15 protein-coding genes and 1 riboswitch are annotated in these 15,927 nt (G+C 39.7%); of the genes, 4 read left to right on the top strand and 11 right to left on the bottom strand.

The window, feature by feature from the left end:
* The first annotated feature begins 315 nt into the window (after nt 1–315).
* Nucleotides 316–2,031, top strand: a complete 1,716-nt coding sequence (locus tag IGJ99_RS03295) for an ABC transporter ATP-binding protein (protein WP_375152122.1) — start codon at nt 316–318, stop codon at nt 2,029–2,031.
* A gap of 1 nt (nt 2,032) precedes the next feature.
* The gene (locus tag IGJ99_RS03290; RefSeq protein WP_375152121.1) at nt 2,033–3,808 is read left to right on the top strand and encodes an ABC transporter ATP-binding protein; all 1,776 of its coding nucleotides are present in this window, start codon (nt 2,033–2,035) and stop codon (nt 3,806–3,808) included.
* A 77-nt stretch (nt 3,809–3,885) separates the two neighbouring features.
* Here IGJ99_RS03290 and IGJ99_RS03285 read toward each other — a convergent pair whose 3' ends face one another.
* The 4 genes from IGJ99_RS03285 to IGJ99_RS03270 form a co-directional block, all read right to left on the bottom strand.
* Nucleotides 3,886–4,419: a folate family ECF transporter S component gene (locus IGJ99_RS03285; RefSeq protein WP_375152120.1), complete on the bottom strand. Its 534-nt coding sequence runs from the start codon at nt 4,417–4,419 to the stop codon at nt 3,886–3,888.
* 36 nt (nt 4,420–4,455) lie between these two features.
* Nucleotides 4,456–4,553: riboswitch (THF riboswitch) on the bottom strand.
* A 154-nt stretch (nt 4,554–4,707) separates the two neighbouring features.
* A complete protein-coding gene (gene mgsA, locus IGJ99_RS03280; RefSeq protein ID WP_023519225.1) occupies nt 4,708–5,139 on the bottom strand; it encodes a methylglyoxal synthase in 432 nt (143 codons plus the stop codon).
* A 63-nt stretch (nt 5,140–5,202) separates the two neighbouring features.
* Nucleotides 5,203–5,529 (bottom strand): type II toxin-antitoxin system PemK/MazF family toxin, encoded by a 327-nt coding sequence (locus IGJ99_RS03275; protein WP_010736132.1) that lies wholly within the window; start codon nt 5,527–5,529, stop codon nt 5,203–5,205.
* Complete coding sequence (locus tag IGJ99_RS03270) at nt 5,530–5,763, bottom strand: AbrB/MazE/SpoVT family DNA-binding domain-containing protein (protein WP_010736133.1); 234 nt, start codon at nt 5,761–5,763, stop codon at nt 5,530–5,532. It abuts the gene before it with no gap.
* Nucleotides 5,764–6,176: 413 nt separating this feature from the next.
* Here IGJ99_RS03270 and IGJ99_RS03265 point away from each other — a divergent pair, with 413 nt between their 5' ends.
* Nucleotides 6,177–7,286: an ABC transporter ATP-binding protein gene (locus tag IGJ99_RS03265; RefSeq protein WP_010736134.1), complete on the top strand. Its 1,110-nt coding sequence runs from the start codon at nt 6,177–6,179 to the stop codon at nt 7,284–7,286.
* Between the two features lie 93 nt (nt 7,287–7,379).
* Here IGJ99_RS03265 and IGJ99_RS03260 read toward each other — a convergent pair whose 3' ends face one another.
* From IGJ99_RS03260 to IGJ99_RS03240, 5 genes are all read right to left on the bottom strand, one after another.
* Entirely contained in the window at nt 7,380–8,006 is a 627-nt protein-coding gene (locus IGJ99_RS03260; protein ID WP_019722490.1) for a hypothetical protein, read from the bottom strand.
* Between the two features lie 251 nt (nt 8,007–8,257).
* Nucleotides 8,258–9,142, bottom strand: a complete 885-nt coding sequence (gene rsmA, locus IGJ99_RS03255) for a 16S rRNA (adenine(1518)-N(6)/adenine(1519)-N(6))-dimethyltransferase RsmA (protein ID WP_438747736.1) — start codon at nt 9,140–9,142, stop codon at nt 8,258–8,260.
* Nucleotides 9,135–9,704, bottom strand: coding sequence for a ribonuclease M5 (gene rnmV, locus IGJ99_RS03250; protein ID WP_010736137.1), 570 nt, complete (start codon nt 9,702–9,704; stop codon nt 9,135–9,137). The genes rsmA and rnmV overlap by 8 nt, the downstream gene beginning before the upstream one ends.
* Nucleotides 9,697–10,473, bottom strand: coding sequence for a TatD family hydrolase (locus tag IGJ99_RS03245; RefSeq protein WP_023519222.1), 777 nt, complete (start codon nt 10,471–10,473; stop codon nt 9,697–9,699). Before IGJ99_RS03245 ends, rnmV begins: the two co-directional genes overlap by 8 nt.
* Nucleotides 10,474–10,609: 136 nt before the next feature.
* Nucleotides 10,610–11,932 (bottom strand): APC family permease, encoded by a 1,323-nt coding sequence (locus IGJ99_RS03240; protein WP_010736139.1) that lies wholly within the window; start codon nt 11,930–11,932, stop codon nt 10,610–10,612.
* A 168-nt stretch (nt 11,933–12,100) separates the two neighbouring features.
* Here IGJ99_RS03240 and IGJ99_RS03235 point away from each other — a divergent pair, with 168 nt between their 5' ends.
* Nucleotides 12,101–12,694 (top strand): hypothetical protein, encoded by a 594-nt coding sequence (locus tag IGJ99_RS03235; RefSeq protein WP_023519221.1) that lies wholly within the window; start codon nt 12,101–12,103, stop codon nt 12,692–12,694.
* A 41-nt stretch (nt 12,695–12,735) separates the two neighbouring features.
* On the opposite strand, the gene IGJ99_RS03230 is transcribed toward IGJ99_RS03235, so the two are convergent.
* Together IGJ99_RS03230 and metG are read right to left on the bottom strand one after the other, a co-directional pair.
* Complete coding sequence (locus IGJ99_RS03230) at nt 12,736–13,497, bottom strand: Fic family protein (RefSeq protein WP_438747732.1); 762 nt, start codon at nt 13,495–13,497, stop codon at nt 12,736–12,738.
* A gap of 340 nt (nt 13,498–13,837) precedes the next feature.
* Nucleotides 13,838–15,847 (bottom strand): methionine--tRNA ligase, encoded by a 2,010-nt coding sequence (gene metG / locus IGJ99_RS03225; protein WP_010736142.1) that lies wholly within the window; start codon nt 15,845–15,847, stop codon nt 13,838–13,840.
* Nucleotides 15,848–15,927 lie beyond the last annotated feature (80 nt).

Here is a 15,927-nt window from a genome sequence, read left to right as displayed (position 1 = left end):
AGATGGTGCTTTTTTGTAATTATTTTTTTCTATGGTTTATTCAATTATAGGCGTTGCAAGAGCGACAACGCGTTAAGCGTTATGGTGTGATTTCTTAAGTTTTACTAAAATGTGCGGATTATGAAAAGGCTTGTTCTCTTTTCATTCTAAATTTCATAAGCTACAATATGAGAGTACCTAGTTATATCATCGTTAGATTTCTCGCTGCAAGATATTTTTGTTGCTTTAAGGATATCTATTTATCATAAATCGGTTGTTTTTTGCCGATAGACGTTCGAACAATATTGGGTAACTTGTTTTTAGGAGGAAATTTTTATGATTCAGTTATTGCGCTATGCGAAAGACTATCGAAAACAAATCATCCTAGGTCCTGTATTTAAATTTTTAGAAGCAGTCTTTGAATTGATTTTACCTTTACTGATGGCTTCGCTGATCGATAATGGGCTAAAAATGAACAATCGTGAAGTGATCATCAATATGGGTATCTGGATGATCGCGATGTCGGTGATCGGATTGATCTGTGCCATTATTTGTCAATATTATTCATCCATTGCCTCTCAAGGGTTTGGAACAGAACTTAGAAATCAACTCATCAAAAAAATCAACTCTTTCTCCCATAGTGAATTAAATCATTTTGGGACGGATACATTGATCACGCGGATGACCAATGATATCAATCAGCTACAACTTGCACTCGCAATGGTTATCCGTTTATTGATCCGAGCACCTTTTTTAAGTATTGGATCAGTAGTGATGGCGTTTGTGATCGACTGGCAAGTCGGGCTATTCTTCTTAGCTTTATTACCAATTTTTTCAATCATTTTATACTTTATTATCCGTAAGACGATCCCCCTCTATCAAAAAGTCCAAGAAAAGTTGGATGGTCTAAACGAGACTGTTAGCCAAAACTTAAGCGGGGTTCGTGTGATCCGAGCATTTTCACGTACCAATAAAGAAATCGAAACATTTGATGAAAACACAGATGTCTTAGCAAAAAATTATTTACGTGTTTCCAATATCTCCGCTTTGCTCTCTCCGGCAACGACATTGATCATGAATGTCGGAATCATTTGTCTATTGACTGTCGGCGGGGTCAAGGTAAATATCGGTTCCTTACAACAAGGACAAGTTTTAGCATTGATCAATTACATGAACCAAATGTTATTAGCCTTGATCGTCGTTTCCAATCTTGTCGTGATTTTTACTCGTGCAGAAGCTTCTGCTCGGCGGGTCAAAGAAGTCTTAGATACCGAAAATACCATTACAGATGCTGAGACTCCTAGTGAACCAGTCATGGATTCTGAAACAATTCTACAATTTAAAAACGTAGATTTTCGTTATACGCCAGAATCTGGTCTGTCATTACAAGGAATCAATTTCACTTTGAAACGCCAAACTGTCTTAGGGATCATTGGTCCGACCGGAAGTGGGAAGACGACATTGACACAATTGATCCCACGTTTTTATGATGTTAGTGAAGGCTCTGTGCTATTTGATGAACAAGACGTTCGTGACTGGCCCTTAGATACATTACGAAGTCAGATTTCGCAAGTACCACAAACGGCTGTCTTATTCACCGGTACCATTCGGGAAAATCTTCAGTGGGGAAAACCTGACGCGACAGACGCAGAGTGTTGGGAAGCTTTGGCAATTGCCCAAGCGGAGGATTTTGTTCGCCAATTACCCAAAGGTTTAGACACAAGAGTCATGGAGAATGGGAAAAACTTTTCCGGAGGACAAAAACAACGGTTGACGATTGCTCGTGCATTGATCGCCAAACCCGCCTTATTGATCTTAGATGACTCCTTGAGTGCCCTTGATTATCAAACGGATCTAAACTTACGCCAAGCACTACAAACTTCCCTCAACACAACGGTCATCATTATTTCTCAACGCATCCGTTCGATTCAACAAGCAGAGCATATCCTCGTCATGGATCAAGGAAAAATCGTAGCCCAGGGTACGCACGATACATTGCTTAGTCAATCTTCTGAGTATCGTGAAATCGTGGCATCACAGGAGGAGGAATAAAATGAAAACAAAAAAACTATCTTGGCAAACGCTCAAACGTTTTGTTCCTTATCTGACGGCCCATCCACGTGAAATTTGGTTAGCTGTCTTGTTGGGAATCGTCAATGGTGTTGCTACCGTCGTAATGACCTTACAAATCGGTCAAAGTATCGATCAAATGGTTGGTGTGGGACAAGTCAACTTTACTCGATTAGTCCAACTTCTGGTGATGTTTGGCGGGATCGTTTTACTTAATGTCATCAGTCAATGGCTGATCCAAGTATTAAGTAACCGATTGGCTTACCTCTCCGTTGCGAATCTACGAAAAGATGCCTTTGCTCGTTTGAATCTTTTACCTTTAAGATACTATGATCAAAATTCACATGGGAATATCGTCAGCCGTTTCACAAATGACATGGACAATATCTCCATCGCGATATCAGCGGCGTTCAATCAATTATTTTCTGGGGTAGCGATCATTATCCTCTCACTGATCTTCATGCTCAACTTGAGTCCGTTATTGACACTTGTCGTCATTTGTTCGACACCAATCATTTTCTTAGTCAGCTGGTTAGTCGCACGGGCTTCTCAAAATGATTTTGATAACCAACAAAAAATCATTGGGAACATTTCAGGATTCGTTACGGAACGTATCGGTAATCAAAAAATCATCAAAGCGTTCCAACAAGAAGAAGTCAATCAACAGCAATTCAGCGCATTGAATGCTGACTTATATGAGAAAGGGCAGCGCGCGCAATTCTCTTCTTCATTAACGAACCCATCTTCTCGTTTTGTCGATCACTTAGCCTATCTCTCCATTGGTTTGATTGGTGGTTTACTTGCCTTACGAAGTGATTCAACGATTACTGTCGGGATCATTTCAAGCTTTACGATCTATTCAAGTCAGTTTTCAAAACCTTTTATTGAATTATCAGGGATCACGACACAGATCCAAACAGCATTTTCTGGTTTAGAACGAGCATTTGAATTGATCGACCAACCGGAAGAAACGCCAGATGAACCTTTTGCGTATCAACTTGAGCCTCAAACGATCAAAGGCGAGGTCGCTTTTAAACATGTTTCTTTCTCTTATGAGCCACAACAACGGTTGATCGAGAATTTCAGCTTTGTTGCCAAACCAGGTCAAACAGTGGCAATCGTTGGTAAAACAGGAGCTGGTAAATCCACATTAGTGAATTTATTGATGCGGTTTTACGATGTCAATTCTGGGACGATCACGATCGACGATTATGATATTACCCAAATCGCCCGTGATTCCTTACGTAAAAGCTTTGGGATGGTTTTACAAGATACTTGGTTATTCGACAGTACGCTACGAGAAAACTTACGTTACGGGAAGCCAGATGCCAGTGATGAAGAAATCAATGAGGCCCTAAAATCAGCCTATATGTATGAATTTGTCCAACGCTTGCCACAAAAACTAGATACACGCATTGGTGGACAGGGATTAAAAATCTCCGATGGGCAGCGTCAATTACTGACGATCGCTCGTACGATGATCAGTAATCCACCCATGTTGATACTTGATGAAGCAACAAGTTCAGTGGATACATTGACAGAGAAGAAAATCCAAAATGCCTTCCTAAAAATGATGGAAGGAAAAACTAGTTTTGTGATTGCCCATCGCTTGTCCACGATCAAAAATGCCGATCAGATCCTCGTGATGGATCAAGGGGCAATCGTTGAGATAGGAACACATGATGAATTATTGAAAATCGAAGATGGTAGCTATCGTCAACTTTATCAAGCGCAATTTACTGGATCGGTTGAAAAATAGTGAACATCGAATCAGATGATTTTTCTGATCTATGCAAAAAACAAGCAGTCTTCTGGGATGGGAAGACTGCTTGTTTTTTATTTTGTATGCGTCGTTAAACTCCGCAAAATTCTTTTATATGGCATGGCGCGCCCAATCACGTAGATCATCGTCGATTGGATCGGCAACCAGATAATGGCTTTTAATAAACGTGGTCCCCAGAATACCCAGTTCATCGGTACTTGATACATGATGACCAACCATAATGGTGTCAGGATCAAGCTAACGAACACTGTCACACTGAGCGTGGCTAAGATTGCATTTTTCCAAGTGATCTCTTTGCGATGGAAAAAGAACCCATAAATCGCTCCTTCAATAAAAGCATTCAACGTGAAGCCAATGAAAAAGACAGATTTAGGAAATAATGCCATACCCACCACATCAGCTAACACAGAACCGACCCCTGTCCAAAATGGGCCAAATAAAATACCCATGATTACTTGGGGAATGAACGTTACACTGATTTTGAGTAATGGTGTTTCAAATGAAACTAAGCGAGACAACGTGACCATCAATGCGATCAGCAGTCCCATGATCGTAATCATACGAGCATCTAAACGATTTTTCTTCATTTCTAGCATCTCCTTTAAGAGCTGCTACATGTTTCATGCAGCGAATGCGAAAATAAAACCGCGAACTTACGTCCTTCGTCCTAGAGGCAACATCCCATCCTCTAAGCACTTAACGCTTTATTTTCTACTCTGTTAATAGTGGGAACTTATCCCAGACAAACTATAGCATAGAAAAGGAAGAACTGTAAATAAAAAAACCTAATGTTCTAAACGAAAACGATTCCTAAGTTCGTAACATGGCAGACATTCGCCTTGATCAACTGTCTCTATCCTCATAAAATCCGAATTTTAAATCTTATTAGGAAAAGGGATCTTACTTCCTTCTTCATGGATCACTTGTCGGAACTCCAAAAATCCGGCTTCAAGCCCTCGTAATAAAACTTCTGCGGTACCGATATTCGTTGCTAAAGGAATATCATATACATCAGCCAAGCGGATCAACGCAGTGACATCAGGTTCATGAGGTTGAGCTGCTAAAGGATCACGCAGGAAAATCACTAGATCCAATTCATCTTCTGAGATCATCGCGCCAATTTGTTGGTCACCGCCTAAAGGTCCTGAATTGAACCGATGGACCAATAATCCTGTGGCTTCTGCAATCTTTTGTCCGGTCGTCCCTGTCGCGAATAGTTCATGTTGTTCCAGTATCGTTTTGTAAGCAGTGGTAAATTTTATCATCAATTCTTTTTTGCGATCATGTGCAATCAATGCTATCTTCATCCGTCCTCACTCCTTTTTTACCAGTGTACCAAATTTCTTTGTGGTTTGATATTTTTCAAATTTCTATAAAAACATATCAAGGACTTCTAGTACATCCACCCATGTGAGAATATCACATTGTTCAATTTTTATTATGTTTCTAGCGGTGTAGTCAATTGAACGCAATTGATGTGTAACAACTTGTCCAGAAATGATTTGTGGTTCTTTAATCTTAATATATGTATCAAATTTTCTTTCAGTTGATGTGATTGGGCAAATCAAACAAAAACCAGTGTATTGGTTGAAGTTATTCTTACTTACTACCAAACCTGGTCTTCGCTTCTTTATTTCCTTTCCTCTAGCTGGATCAAAATCCAGCCATACAATATCTTTTTGCTTTGGATAATCCATTTATAGTTCCTCCCCCTCAAGGTTCATCTCATCCCACTCTTTATCTTCTTGGGTGATTGAATCTCTAAAGCCTGCCCATGCCTCTGGAGTCTTAAAAATATCTTCTTTTTTGGGCTTTAATACATATGTTTCACCTATTTTAATAATCGTATATATTTTTCCAACTTCTGGAGAAATATCTTTGGGAAAAATCGCTCCTACAGAATTTCCAATCTTTCTAACAGTCGTTTCCATTATTATCATCTCCCAGCTTATGTTAAATCGAGTTTAACTTAATTTAACATGAAAATCAAATTTTGTTTTCTTGGTTGCCTCCTTTTTTATATCTCTTAATATCTACAAAGTATTATACGCTCTAAGATAGTGAATACACGGTAAATCTTTGATAACTCGAGCAGTAAAAACAAAAAAATAGATTGCCATATTGCTGGAGTTTGCTCTCATTGTTGAAGGATCTGTTTCATGAACATCATTTATTCTATTTTATAGGTGGCAGATTTAGTAATCTCACGCACTTTCCAATTATTTTGTACACATTGACGAAAGTTCCTACGAATTCTTGTTCATTGTGACATTGAATATAGATAGCGCTTTCAACTATACTAAACACATCAAATAAAAGAAAAAAAGAAAGCGTGGTTTGTACGATGGTAGAAATGGCTCTGAAAAATGTATACAAGAAATATGATAATGCAGAAAACTATTCTGTTACTGACTTTAACTTGGCAATCAAAGATCGCGAATTTATCGTATTCGTTGGTCCTTCCGGTTGTGGGAAATCAACAACTCTACGAATGATCGCTGGTCTTGAAGATATTTCCGAAGGAGAATTGAATATCGGAGGCAAAGTAATGAACGATGTTGCTCCTAAAGACCGTGATATCGCGATGGTATTCCAAAACTATGCCTTATACCCTCACATGACGGTATTTGACAACATGGCGTTTGGTTTGAAATTGCGTAAATACGATAAAGCAGACATCCAACAACGTGTAGAAAATGCTGCAGAGATCCTTGGTTTGACTGAATACTTAAAACGTAAACCTGCTGCTCTTTCTGGGGGGCAACGTCAGCGTGTGGCTTTAGGTCGTGCCATCGTACGTGATGCGAAAGTCTTCTTGATGGATGAGCCATTGTCAAACTTGGATGCCAAACTACGTGTAGCCATGCGTGCCGAGATCGCGAAGTTGCATCAACGCTTAGAAACAACAACCATTTACGTTACCCATGACCAAACAGAAGCGATGACGATGGCAGACCGTATCGTCATCATGAAAGATGGATTTATCCAACAAATCGGTTCACCGAAAGAAGTTTATGACACACCAGTCAACATGTTCGTTGCTGGTTTCATTGGTTCGCCTGCCATGAACTTTTTCAACGTAAAATTAAGCCAAGGCGTTATCTCAGATGGTCATGGACTAAAATTGAGAATCCCTGAAGGTAAAAATAAAGTACTAGTTGAAAAAGGTTATGAAGGCAAAGAACTTGTCTTTGGTATTCGTCCTGAAGATATCCACAGTGAACAAGTTGTCTTGGATGCCTCACCAGAAACTGTTGTCAATTCAGAAGTCGTTGTTTCAGAATTACTAGGCGCAGAAACCATGCTTTATACTCGCACTGGAACAACTGAGTTCATTTCAAAAGTTGACGCGCGTGACTTCCATAAACCAGGAGAAATGATCGACCTTGCCTTCAATATCAATAAAGGCCATTTCTTTGATAAAGATACAGAAGATGTCATCACGATCCCATAAACGAAACAGAACTTGATGATACGTAAAAGACCCAACGATCGTTCGATCGTGGGTCTTTTTTTGGTTATTTTTCAGTCTTTATCTGTGGCATTGCTAAACGACTTTTTTGATCGTTCCTTGCACGATCTCTTTCTTTTGCTGTTTCTTGGCAGCAGTGAAAACTGGGACATCAAAGAATTTACTCAATGTTCCGGCAATGAAGTAAGCGATATTGTAATCCACCAAACTATGGATCAAGCCACCGATCCCCATCAAGATGAATACGGTATAGAAGTAGCCTTCTGCATAGTATGTTTCCGGCATATTCCCAATGAAGAAGAACACACTCACCACTAGCATTTCGATGATCGAGTGGATCACGCCGATCAATAAGTTAAACCCTTGAAAACGCCAGTTCATTAATGTGAATTGCCCGTCTTTTAAGACGATCCCTGGTTTTTTTTGTAAATACCATGCACCGATTAGAGCGAATACCAAATGAGACAATGCACGAAGCGCAATAATCACAGGTGTCGTCAAGAAGAAACCAAATGTTGTACCTAGCGCCACTGCCACAGCTACACCGGGTGAAAAAAACATTGCGATAAATAATGGCACATGTGAAGCTAGTGTAAATGAAGCAGGCGGAATTACGATCTTAGGCATGATCATCGGAATAAGAACGCCCATCCCGATCAATAAAGCGGAAATTGTCAATTTTCTTACAGAATTTGTTTTCATTTTTTTACTCCCTTGATGTGTCTTGACACATTTGTTTTGACCTATTGTACCGCTAACTTTCTAATGTGTCAAGACACATCAAGAGGAACAAGGCGCCTGAAATACCACCCTCTTTAAAATCCAAGAATTTGATTTGGGATCTTGTTTCCTAAAATAGTCAGGCATCACTTGAAGAATACCCAAAATGGTTTTCTCAAGTGATGCCTTCAGACCTAGAGCGAAAAGACTTTTTCAGCCTTCTATTCCTCATTTTATTTTTTTAGATGTTCCATAGCATTGCTCAAAGCAGCAAATTCTTCTAAAGAAAGTGTTTCTCCTCGTCTTTTCGGATCGATTCCTGCCTCTGTTAGACTTGCGGTTAACCAACTTTTAGTTTCTTCGTCTTTCCCATAGGCATGTTGCAAATTATTCCATAAAGTTTTTCTACGCTGTTGAAACGCAGCCTTTGTCAGACGGAAAAAGGCTTTTTCATCCGTTACGGAAACTGCTGGTATTGCGCGTCTTGTCAATTTCAAGATTGCTGAATCCACGTTTGGTTGTGGCACAAATACTGTTTTTGGCACAATAAACGCCAAACTTGCTTCCATATAGTATTGCACAGCGATCGATAAAGAACCATATGCTTTTGTTCCCGGTTTTGCTGAGATGCGATCAGCGACTTCTTTTTGCATCATCACGATCATTTCGTCAACCACTACGTCTGATTCAAGAAAGTGCATCATGATCGGTGTCGTAATATAATAAGGCAAATTAGCCACCACTTTCAATGGTAACCGCTCATTGAATTGAGTATTGACTGCCTCTGCTAAATCAGTTTTCAAAATATCTTGGTGGATGACTGTGACATTCGGATAAGGTGAAAGGGTATCTGCCAAGACAGGAATCAATCGATCGTCGATTTCAAATGCGACTACTTGTTTGGCATGACGCGCGATTTGCTCTGTTAATGCACCAATTCCTGGCCCTACTTCGATCACATTAGTCTGCTGACCGATTTGACCAGTTTCAATGATTTTCCGAAGGATATTCGGCTCTGTCAAAAAGTTTTGTCCTAAGCTCTTCTTAAAAGAGAAGCCGTGCTTCAATAAAATTTCTTTTGTTCTAGTGGGTGTTGCAATATCCCGATATTCACTCATAATGATCCTCCACTTTTTTCATTGCCTGCTTAAACTCAGTTAACGTAATTCGGAACATGTTCAATCGTTTTTCCAATTGTTTTCCGTTCGTATAGCCGATGCGTAATTCATCACCTAGCATCTCACGTTTTTCTTTTGCATGTGCTCCGGCAATCAATCCATATGCAACCAGCATTTGTCTAGTGATCTCCGGTACTTGGGTCTCATCATCGACTGGCGTAACGACCTTTTTCAACGCTTCTAATATCGCTTCATCACTCGCATGTTCGACCCCTAAGCTTCCCTTTTTTTTCGGTACGGCTTGGTTCCTTGGCAAAAATGCATGTTTTGCTTGTGGTACCACTTCCATGATCGTTTTACGGATCTTCTCACCTGAGAAATCTGGGTCCGTAAAAATAATGATTCCCCTAGTTTCCTGTGCATGTTCGATCTGCATCAAGATTTCTTCATTGATCGCTGAACCAATCGTTTCTATCGTATCGGCTTCAACCACTTCTTGTAGCCTTCTCGTATCGTCTTTCCCTTCGACAACAATGATTTCTTGGATCTTTAACTTAGTCATGCTCTGATAATCCAAATAAATGATGGGCGTTTTTCCATGTTTGTGCCGCAACTTCTTCCATTGGTAGTTGACGAAGTTCAGCGATCTTTTCGACTGTGTAACGAGTATACCCTGGTTCATTTCTTTTTCCTCGATAGGGCACTGGCGCTAAATAAGGAGCATCCGTTTCCACTAATAGACGATCCATTGGGACGTTTGTCGCTGCTTCTTGCACATCTAACGCCTTTTTGAATGTCACGACACCACTAAAAGAAATGTGCATCCCTAAATCAAGGAAACGTTGTGCCCATTCATAATCACCACTAAAGCTATGCATGATTCCGCCAATATCACGAATGTCTTCTTCTTTTAACACCTTATAAGTGTCTTCCAAGGCATCTCTCGTATGGATACTGATCGGTAGACGCATTTCTTTTGCGATGGCGATCTGTCTTCTAAAGATTTTATCTTGGACTTCTTTGGGATCTTCCATCCAATAATAATCCAGTCCGATTTCACCTAAAGCAACCACTTTTGGTAAAGTCAGTTGTTCTTGTAGTTTGTTTTCGATTTCTTTCGTATAGCTACCAGCTTCTGTAGGATGCCAGCCGATGATGCTATAAATGTTTGGGTAATCTTGACTAAGCATCAAGGACTTTTCGATCGTTGGTGTATCAAAGCCTACAACGGCCATTTTAGTCACACCTAGTTCTTCTGCACGCTGGATCGTTTCAGGAATATCATCATTGAATTGTTCCGCGTTCAAATGAGTATGAGAATCAAATATCATCTTTATCTCTCCTTTTCATTCATTACTTTAGCATATAAGCAGGCGTTAAAGAAGTCTCAAAGACTAAAAAACATGAGATATCGTACAAAGAAAGACAAGAAATGACTTGATTCACTTCTTGTCTTTTCATTATCAGTTAGTTACTTTCAGTTTGTCTTTTTTTGTAGTAAAACACAGGTACACCTAACAATGTGACTAAGATTCCGATCAATGCCAAATTCGTTTGTGTGATCAGTGTCATCCCTAAAATAAAGATGGCTCCTAAAATCGCAATGATCGGTATCACTGGATAAAGGGGTACTTTGTATGGACGAGGCATCTCTGGGGCTTTCTTTCTTAAAATAAATACGCCAATAAAAATCAATAAGCTAAATAGCCACATGACAAAAATCAACATATCTGTCAGAAAATCAAATGAACCCAAGCTCATCATGATACATGCAATCGCTAGTTGGAACAACGCAGGGACATAAGGAACGGTGAATTTTTTTGAGAGCTTTGTCAACTGGTTACTGAACGGCAACTCATTTTCTAATGCCATTGCATATGGAACACGAATCCCAGTCAACGTATAACCATTCAGTGCGCCGTAGACAGAGATCAAAATACCGATCGTAACGATTTTTCCTCCTAGTTCACCGAAGATGACCGCTGACGCATCAGATGAAGCATTCAAGTTTCCAGCAATTTGATCAATCGGTAATGTTTTTAAAAAGACGAAGTTGATCAATAGATAAACGAATGTCACAAAACTCAATCCTAAAATAATCGCTTTTGGTAGATCCTTTTCTGGACGTTTCATTTCTCCAGCCATGGCTCCGACACCTAACCAGCCATCGTAAGCGAATAGTGTCGCCAACAAAGCACCACTAAGTCCTTCTGCCCATGAAACACCTTGTCCGGCTTCTACTGGAAATAATTGAACAGTACCCTGTCCGGGTGTCAGAAGCCCCCAAATAATGATCACTGCAATTGGGATCAACTTGACTACCAATGTAATCGATTGAACGTACGCACCAACTTTGGTCCCTAACAGATTCAATCCAGTGATAGAAAGTGCTGTAATAATAGCAATCACCAATAAATAATCAGGAGATAGCTGTAAGAGATTGATCAGCTGTGTTGCAAAGATGATCGATAATGCCGCAATGTTGGCTGGAAAGTAAATCAAACTTTGTGCCCAGCCTAACAAAAAACTTGGTAACTTACCGTAAGCTGCTTCAATATACTTGACAGCTCCACCTGTTTCAGGAATGGCAGTGGCTAATTCAGCGACTGTTAGCCCCGCACAGATCGTTAAGAATCCCCCTAACAACCACGCGAGTAACGTCAAACTTGTTGATTGTGTACTTGCCACTACCGCTGCTGTTTTAAAAAAGACGCCGGCGCCGATCACAGTTCCCATTACTGTGGATAATGCACCAAACAAATTGATCTCGCGTTTTAATTTCCCCTTCATCCTCTTCCTCATTTCGTATTTCTTTTTTATTTTTTTCAGTATAACCGAGAACTTTTCATTTTACCATTCTTTTCAGAAATTTGTAGTGAAAATATCCCTCTAAAGACGGATGTATTCTTGTCTTACTTCTTATAGAATGAAGCTACTTGAAATGTCAGGAGGTACCCTATGGATTTTCAATCGATCGATCCAAAACTAGCATCTTATCTAAAAGATAAAGGTACTACTTTCTTTCCACAAAAAGAACAAAAACAATCCAAGCTACATTGGTTATTGTTGATTTTATTTGGCTGGCTAACAATTGCGACATTGACACAGCAATTGCTATTGATGGCTAGTTTTCTTCTCATTGCCGCCTTGATCAAAGGGCCTGGGATGTTGTTGTGGGGAATCGTCTATTCCTTTCTCGTCGGCTTGTTTCCGCCCATTGCTTTTTTACTATCGGTCATCTTTTTACTATTGAATGTTCAAACGATCGTCAAAAATTGGCGCGTCACGATGGTCGGGATTTTTTTCTACGGCTATCCTTTAACCATGAACGCCTTGCGCCACTTGACTGATTGGGATACAAGATGGTTCTTTGCGATCAGCTTGCTCCTAGGGCTGGTGATCCTTCACTCGCTATTGACCAAGATTTATGTACGTTACGGCAATAGCCGCCTGATTGCTTGGTATATTCTATGTATTCCATTTTCAATCGTCGCAGCATTATTGCCAACGAAAGTCAAACAACGGCTAAAACTAAAAAAAGTCGGACGATGATTATCATCGCTCGACTTTTTCAATATATCTATAAAGCTATTTTATTGATGAACCGATCCTGTGAATTTCATTTTTTTTAAAAACTGTTCATACATATCTTGACTCATACCTAAAGTATCAAGTAAATAACCATTCTCGGTTCCCCAATTACTTAAACCTCTGTAGTAGAACTCACGATGGACAACTTTGATCACGAAAGGCATGATATTGTGCCTCAAGCATTCTTTGAACATCATCAAACGTCCCGTACGTCCGTTGCCATCTGCAAATGGGTGGATGCGTTCATATTTCACATGAAAATATGCAATTTCAACTAAGCTTTGTTTTTTTGAGTTCTCATAGTGAGCAAGTAATTCCGTCATTTTTTCAGTTACTTCCTCGGGTGCTATGGTTTCAACCTCATCATAACCAAAACCAATCATATTTTGAACAAGTTTAAATTCTCCGACAGGTGTTAGCGGATTGTTTTCATCAGTTGTTCCTCGTTTCAAAATTCGATGTAGTTCTTTGATAAAATCATTCGATAACGGTTCTTCGATATGATCGATCACGTAATCGAAACCTTTGAAATGATTTTCTGTTTCTTTGATATCATCTAGTTTCGTTGCCTCGCCACTTTCAGCAGGAGGGAGAATATTATTTTCAAATATTAAGGCGGTTTGCTTCTCAGAAATTCTCGACCCTTCGATTCGATTGGAGTTATACGCCATTTCTACTTGAGTCAAATGGTAAATTCCGCCATGCAGATTTGCTTTTTTTTCCAGTACAAATCGGGTAACTAAATCTAACTCAGCCACATTCATCTTTCGTCTCCTTCCAATAGATAGCATAGTTATCCTATTTCTTATCAAGCGCTAACTAAGCCAATGACCTGCTCATTCGGCTTGGATCGTTTACTTACTCACTTTTCTTTCTTATTGTAACATGAATGAATGGTTTAATACTGCAGTTCCAAAAAATTTGTCACTCAATCAAAGTTATAAAAAAGCCGAGGAGATTCGTCCTTTCGTACCCCCTAAAAACAAATAAACGGTGTTCGCACAACCTCGTTAGTTTTATTTTTATAGAGCCATGAAAAGTAAGGTTATCAAAAAAGAACTATTCTAAGCTTATTTGCTTAGAATAGTTCTTAACAGTCATTGATTAGCCAACTTCAGAACCGTTTGGCATACCTTTTGGTGCTTCGATCACTTGTAATGAACCATCAGCTGCTTCTGCTGAAAGAATCATTCCTTGACTGATCAGCCCGCGCATTTTGCGTGGTTTCAAGTTAGCAACGATCACTAATTTTTTGCCGATCAATTCACTTGGATCAGGATAAAATTCGGCAATACCGGATAAGATTTGACGGTCTTGGTCATCTCCTGCATCTAGACGGAATTGCAATAATTTATCTGCCCCTTCGACTTTTTGGCAATTGATGACTTCTGCTACTTTTAATTCGACTTTTTCAAATACATCGAATTTGATTTGTTTTTCTTTAGTCGAAACAAGCTCTGTTTCTTCTGGGTCCCATTTGACAGAGTCCTCATTTGTTTGAGTACCTTCTGACATTTTTGCTTGGATATACGCAATTTCTTCTTCCAGCTCTAAGCGTGGGAAAATCGGTGTACCTTTTGCAACGACTTTTGTCCCAGATGGGAATTCACCGAAGTGTAATCCTTCAAGGTTCATCGTCTCGGCATCCAACCCTAATTGATTGAAGATTTTAGTTGGTGTTTCTGTCATGATCGGTTGTAAGAGGATCGCAGTGATACGTAACGATTCAGCTAAGTGGATCATCACGCTCTCTAACTCTTTTTTCTTCTCTTCGTCTTTTGCTAAGACCCAAGGTTCTGTTTCATCGATATATTTGTTGGCACGAGAAATCAATACCCAGATTTCGGCTAAAGCAGTGTTGAATTCCATTTTTTCCATTGCGTCATGATAACGACCAACCACATTCGCAGCAGTTGTTGATAACTCACTGTCAAACGGTGTCACTAATGACGCATAGTCAGGAACCATGCCATCACAATATTTATTGATCATTGCAATCGTTCGATTCAAAAGATTCCCTAAGTCATTCGCCAAATCGTAGTTCACACGTGACACAAAGTCTTCTGGTGTAAATACGCCATCTGAACCAAATGGTACTGCACGCAATAAGTAATAACGCAAAGCATCTAAGCCATAGCGTTCTACGAGCATTTCTGGATAAACGACATTGCCTTTCGATTTAGACATCTTGCCGTCTTTCATCAACAACCAGCCATGTCCAAAGACTTTCTTTGGCAATGGGATATCTAATGCCATCAACATGATCGGCCAATAGATCGTATGGAACCGAACGATTTCTTTTCCAACCATATGGACATCTGCGGGCCAATATTTCTGGAATAATTGATCGTCTTCTGAACCGTAGCCCAGTGCGGTGATGTAGTTCGACAACGCATCGATCCAGACATACACTACATGTTTCGGATCATTTTTAACATTGATTCCCCAGCTGAATGTCGTCCGTGAAACTGCTAGATCTTCTAAACCTGGTTTGATGAAGTTATTGATCATCTCATTTTTACGTGATTCAGGTTGGATAAACTCTGGGTGTTCTTCGTAGTACTCTAACAAGCGATCTGCATACTTACTCATACGGAAGAAATAAGACTCTTCCTTGACTAGCTCAACTTCATGACCACTTGGCGCTTTCCCGCCGATCACTTTGCCGTCTTCATCTTTGTATACTTCTGCAAGTTGAGTTTCTGTAAAGAATTCCTCATCAGAGACAGAATACCAACCTTCATATTCACCTAAGTAAATATCGCCTTGTTCAAGCAAACGATCAAAGATTTTTTGAACTGCTGCTTTATGATAATCATCAGTTGTGCGAATGAATTTATCGTAGCTGATATCTAATGTTTTCCATAGTTTTTTGACATCTGCAGCCATTTTGTCTACATATTCCTGTGGCTCTACGCCTAATTCTTCTGCTTTTTTCTCGATTTTCTGTCCGTGTTCATCTACCCCAGTTAGATAAAACACATCAAAGCCCATCAAACGTTTATAACGTGCAACAGCATCACATGCAATCGTTGTATAAGAATTGCCAATGTGCAGTTTGCCACTTGGATAATAGATGGGCGTAGTGATATAAAAAGTTTCCTTTTCTGCCATGGGGTACTTCCTCCTTTATCGCATGGTGCGAATTCGTTTCCTTGCTAGTATACCATAAAATGAATACGCTGTTAGCTTTT

The sequence above is a fragment of the Enterococcus sp. AZ095b genome (assembly GCF_051714725.1).
GTDB lineage: Bacteria > Bacillota > Bacilli > Lactobacillales > Enterococcaceae > Enterococcus_B > Enterococcus_B pernyi.
This window is presented reverse-complemented; position numbering and strand designations above follow the sequence as displayed.

What these genes read in the sequence shown, in the direction of transcription:
- IGJ99_RS03295 (WP_375152122.1), top strand. Translation starts at nt 316, where the DNA reads ATGATTCAGTTATTGCGCTATGCGAAAGACTATCGAAAACAAATCATC.
- IGJ99_RS03290 (WP_375152121.1), top strand. Translation starts at nt 2,033, where the DNA reads ATGAAAACAAAAAAACTATCTTGGCAAACGCTCAAACGTTTTGTTCCT.
- IGJ99_RS03285 (WP_375152120.1), bottom strand. Translation starts at nt 4,419, where the DNA reads ATGAAGAAAAATCGTTTAGATGCTCGTATGATTACGATCATGGGACTG.
- mgsA (WP_023519225.1), bottom strand. Translation starts at nt 5,139, where the DNA reads ATGAAGATAGCATTGATTGCACATGATCGCAAAAAAGAATTGATGATA.
- IGJ99_RS03275 (WP_010736132.1), bottom strand. Translation starts at nt 5,529, where the DNA reads ATGGATTATCCAAAGCAAAAAGATATTGTATGGCTGGATTTTGATCCA.
- IGJ99_RS03270 (WP_010736133.1), bottom strand. Translation starts at nt 5,763, where the DNA reads ATGGAAACGACTGTTAGAAAGATTGGAAATTCTGTAGGAGCGATTTTT.
- IGJ99_RS03265 (WP_010736134.1), top strand. Translation starts at nt 6,177, where the DNA reads ATGGTAGAAATGGCTCTGAAAAATGTATACAAGAAATATGATAATGCA.
- IGJ99_RS03260 (WP_019722490.1), bottom strand. Translation starts at nt 8,006, where the DNA reads ATGAAAACAAATTCTGTAAGAAAATTGACAATTTCCGCTTTATTGATC.
- rsmA (WP_438747736.1), bottom strand. Translation starts at nt 9,142, where the DNA reads ATGAGTGAATATCGGGATATTGCAACACCCACTAGAACAAAAGAAATT.
- rnmV (WP_010736137.1), bottom strand. Translation starts at nt 9,704, where the DNA reads ATGACTAAGTTAAAGATCCAAGAAATCATTGTTGTCGAAGGGAAAGAC.
- IGJ99_RS03245 (WP_023519222.1), bottom strand. Translation starts at nt 10,473, where the DNA reads ATGATATTTGATTCTCATACTCATTTGAACGCGGAACAATTCAATGAT.
- IGJ99_RS03240 (WP_010736139.1), bottom strand. Translation starts at nt 11,932, where the DNA reads ATGAAGGGGAAATTAAAACGCGAGATCAATTTGTTTGGTGCATTATCC.
- IGJ99_RS03235 (WP_023519221.1), top strand. Translation starts at nt 12,101, where the DNA reads ATGGATTTTCAATCGATCGATCCAAAACTAGCATCTTATCTAAAAGAT.
- IGJ99_RS03230 (WP_438747732.1), bottom strand. Translation starts at nt 13,497, where the DNA reads ATGAATGTGGCTGAGTTAGATTTAGTTACCCGATTTGTACTGGAAAAA.
- metG (WP_010736142.1), bottom strand. Translation starts at nt 15,847, where the DNA reads ATGGCAGAAAAGGAAACTTTTTATATCACTACGCCCATCTATTATCCA.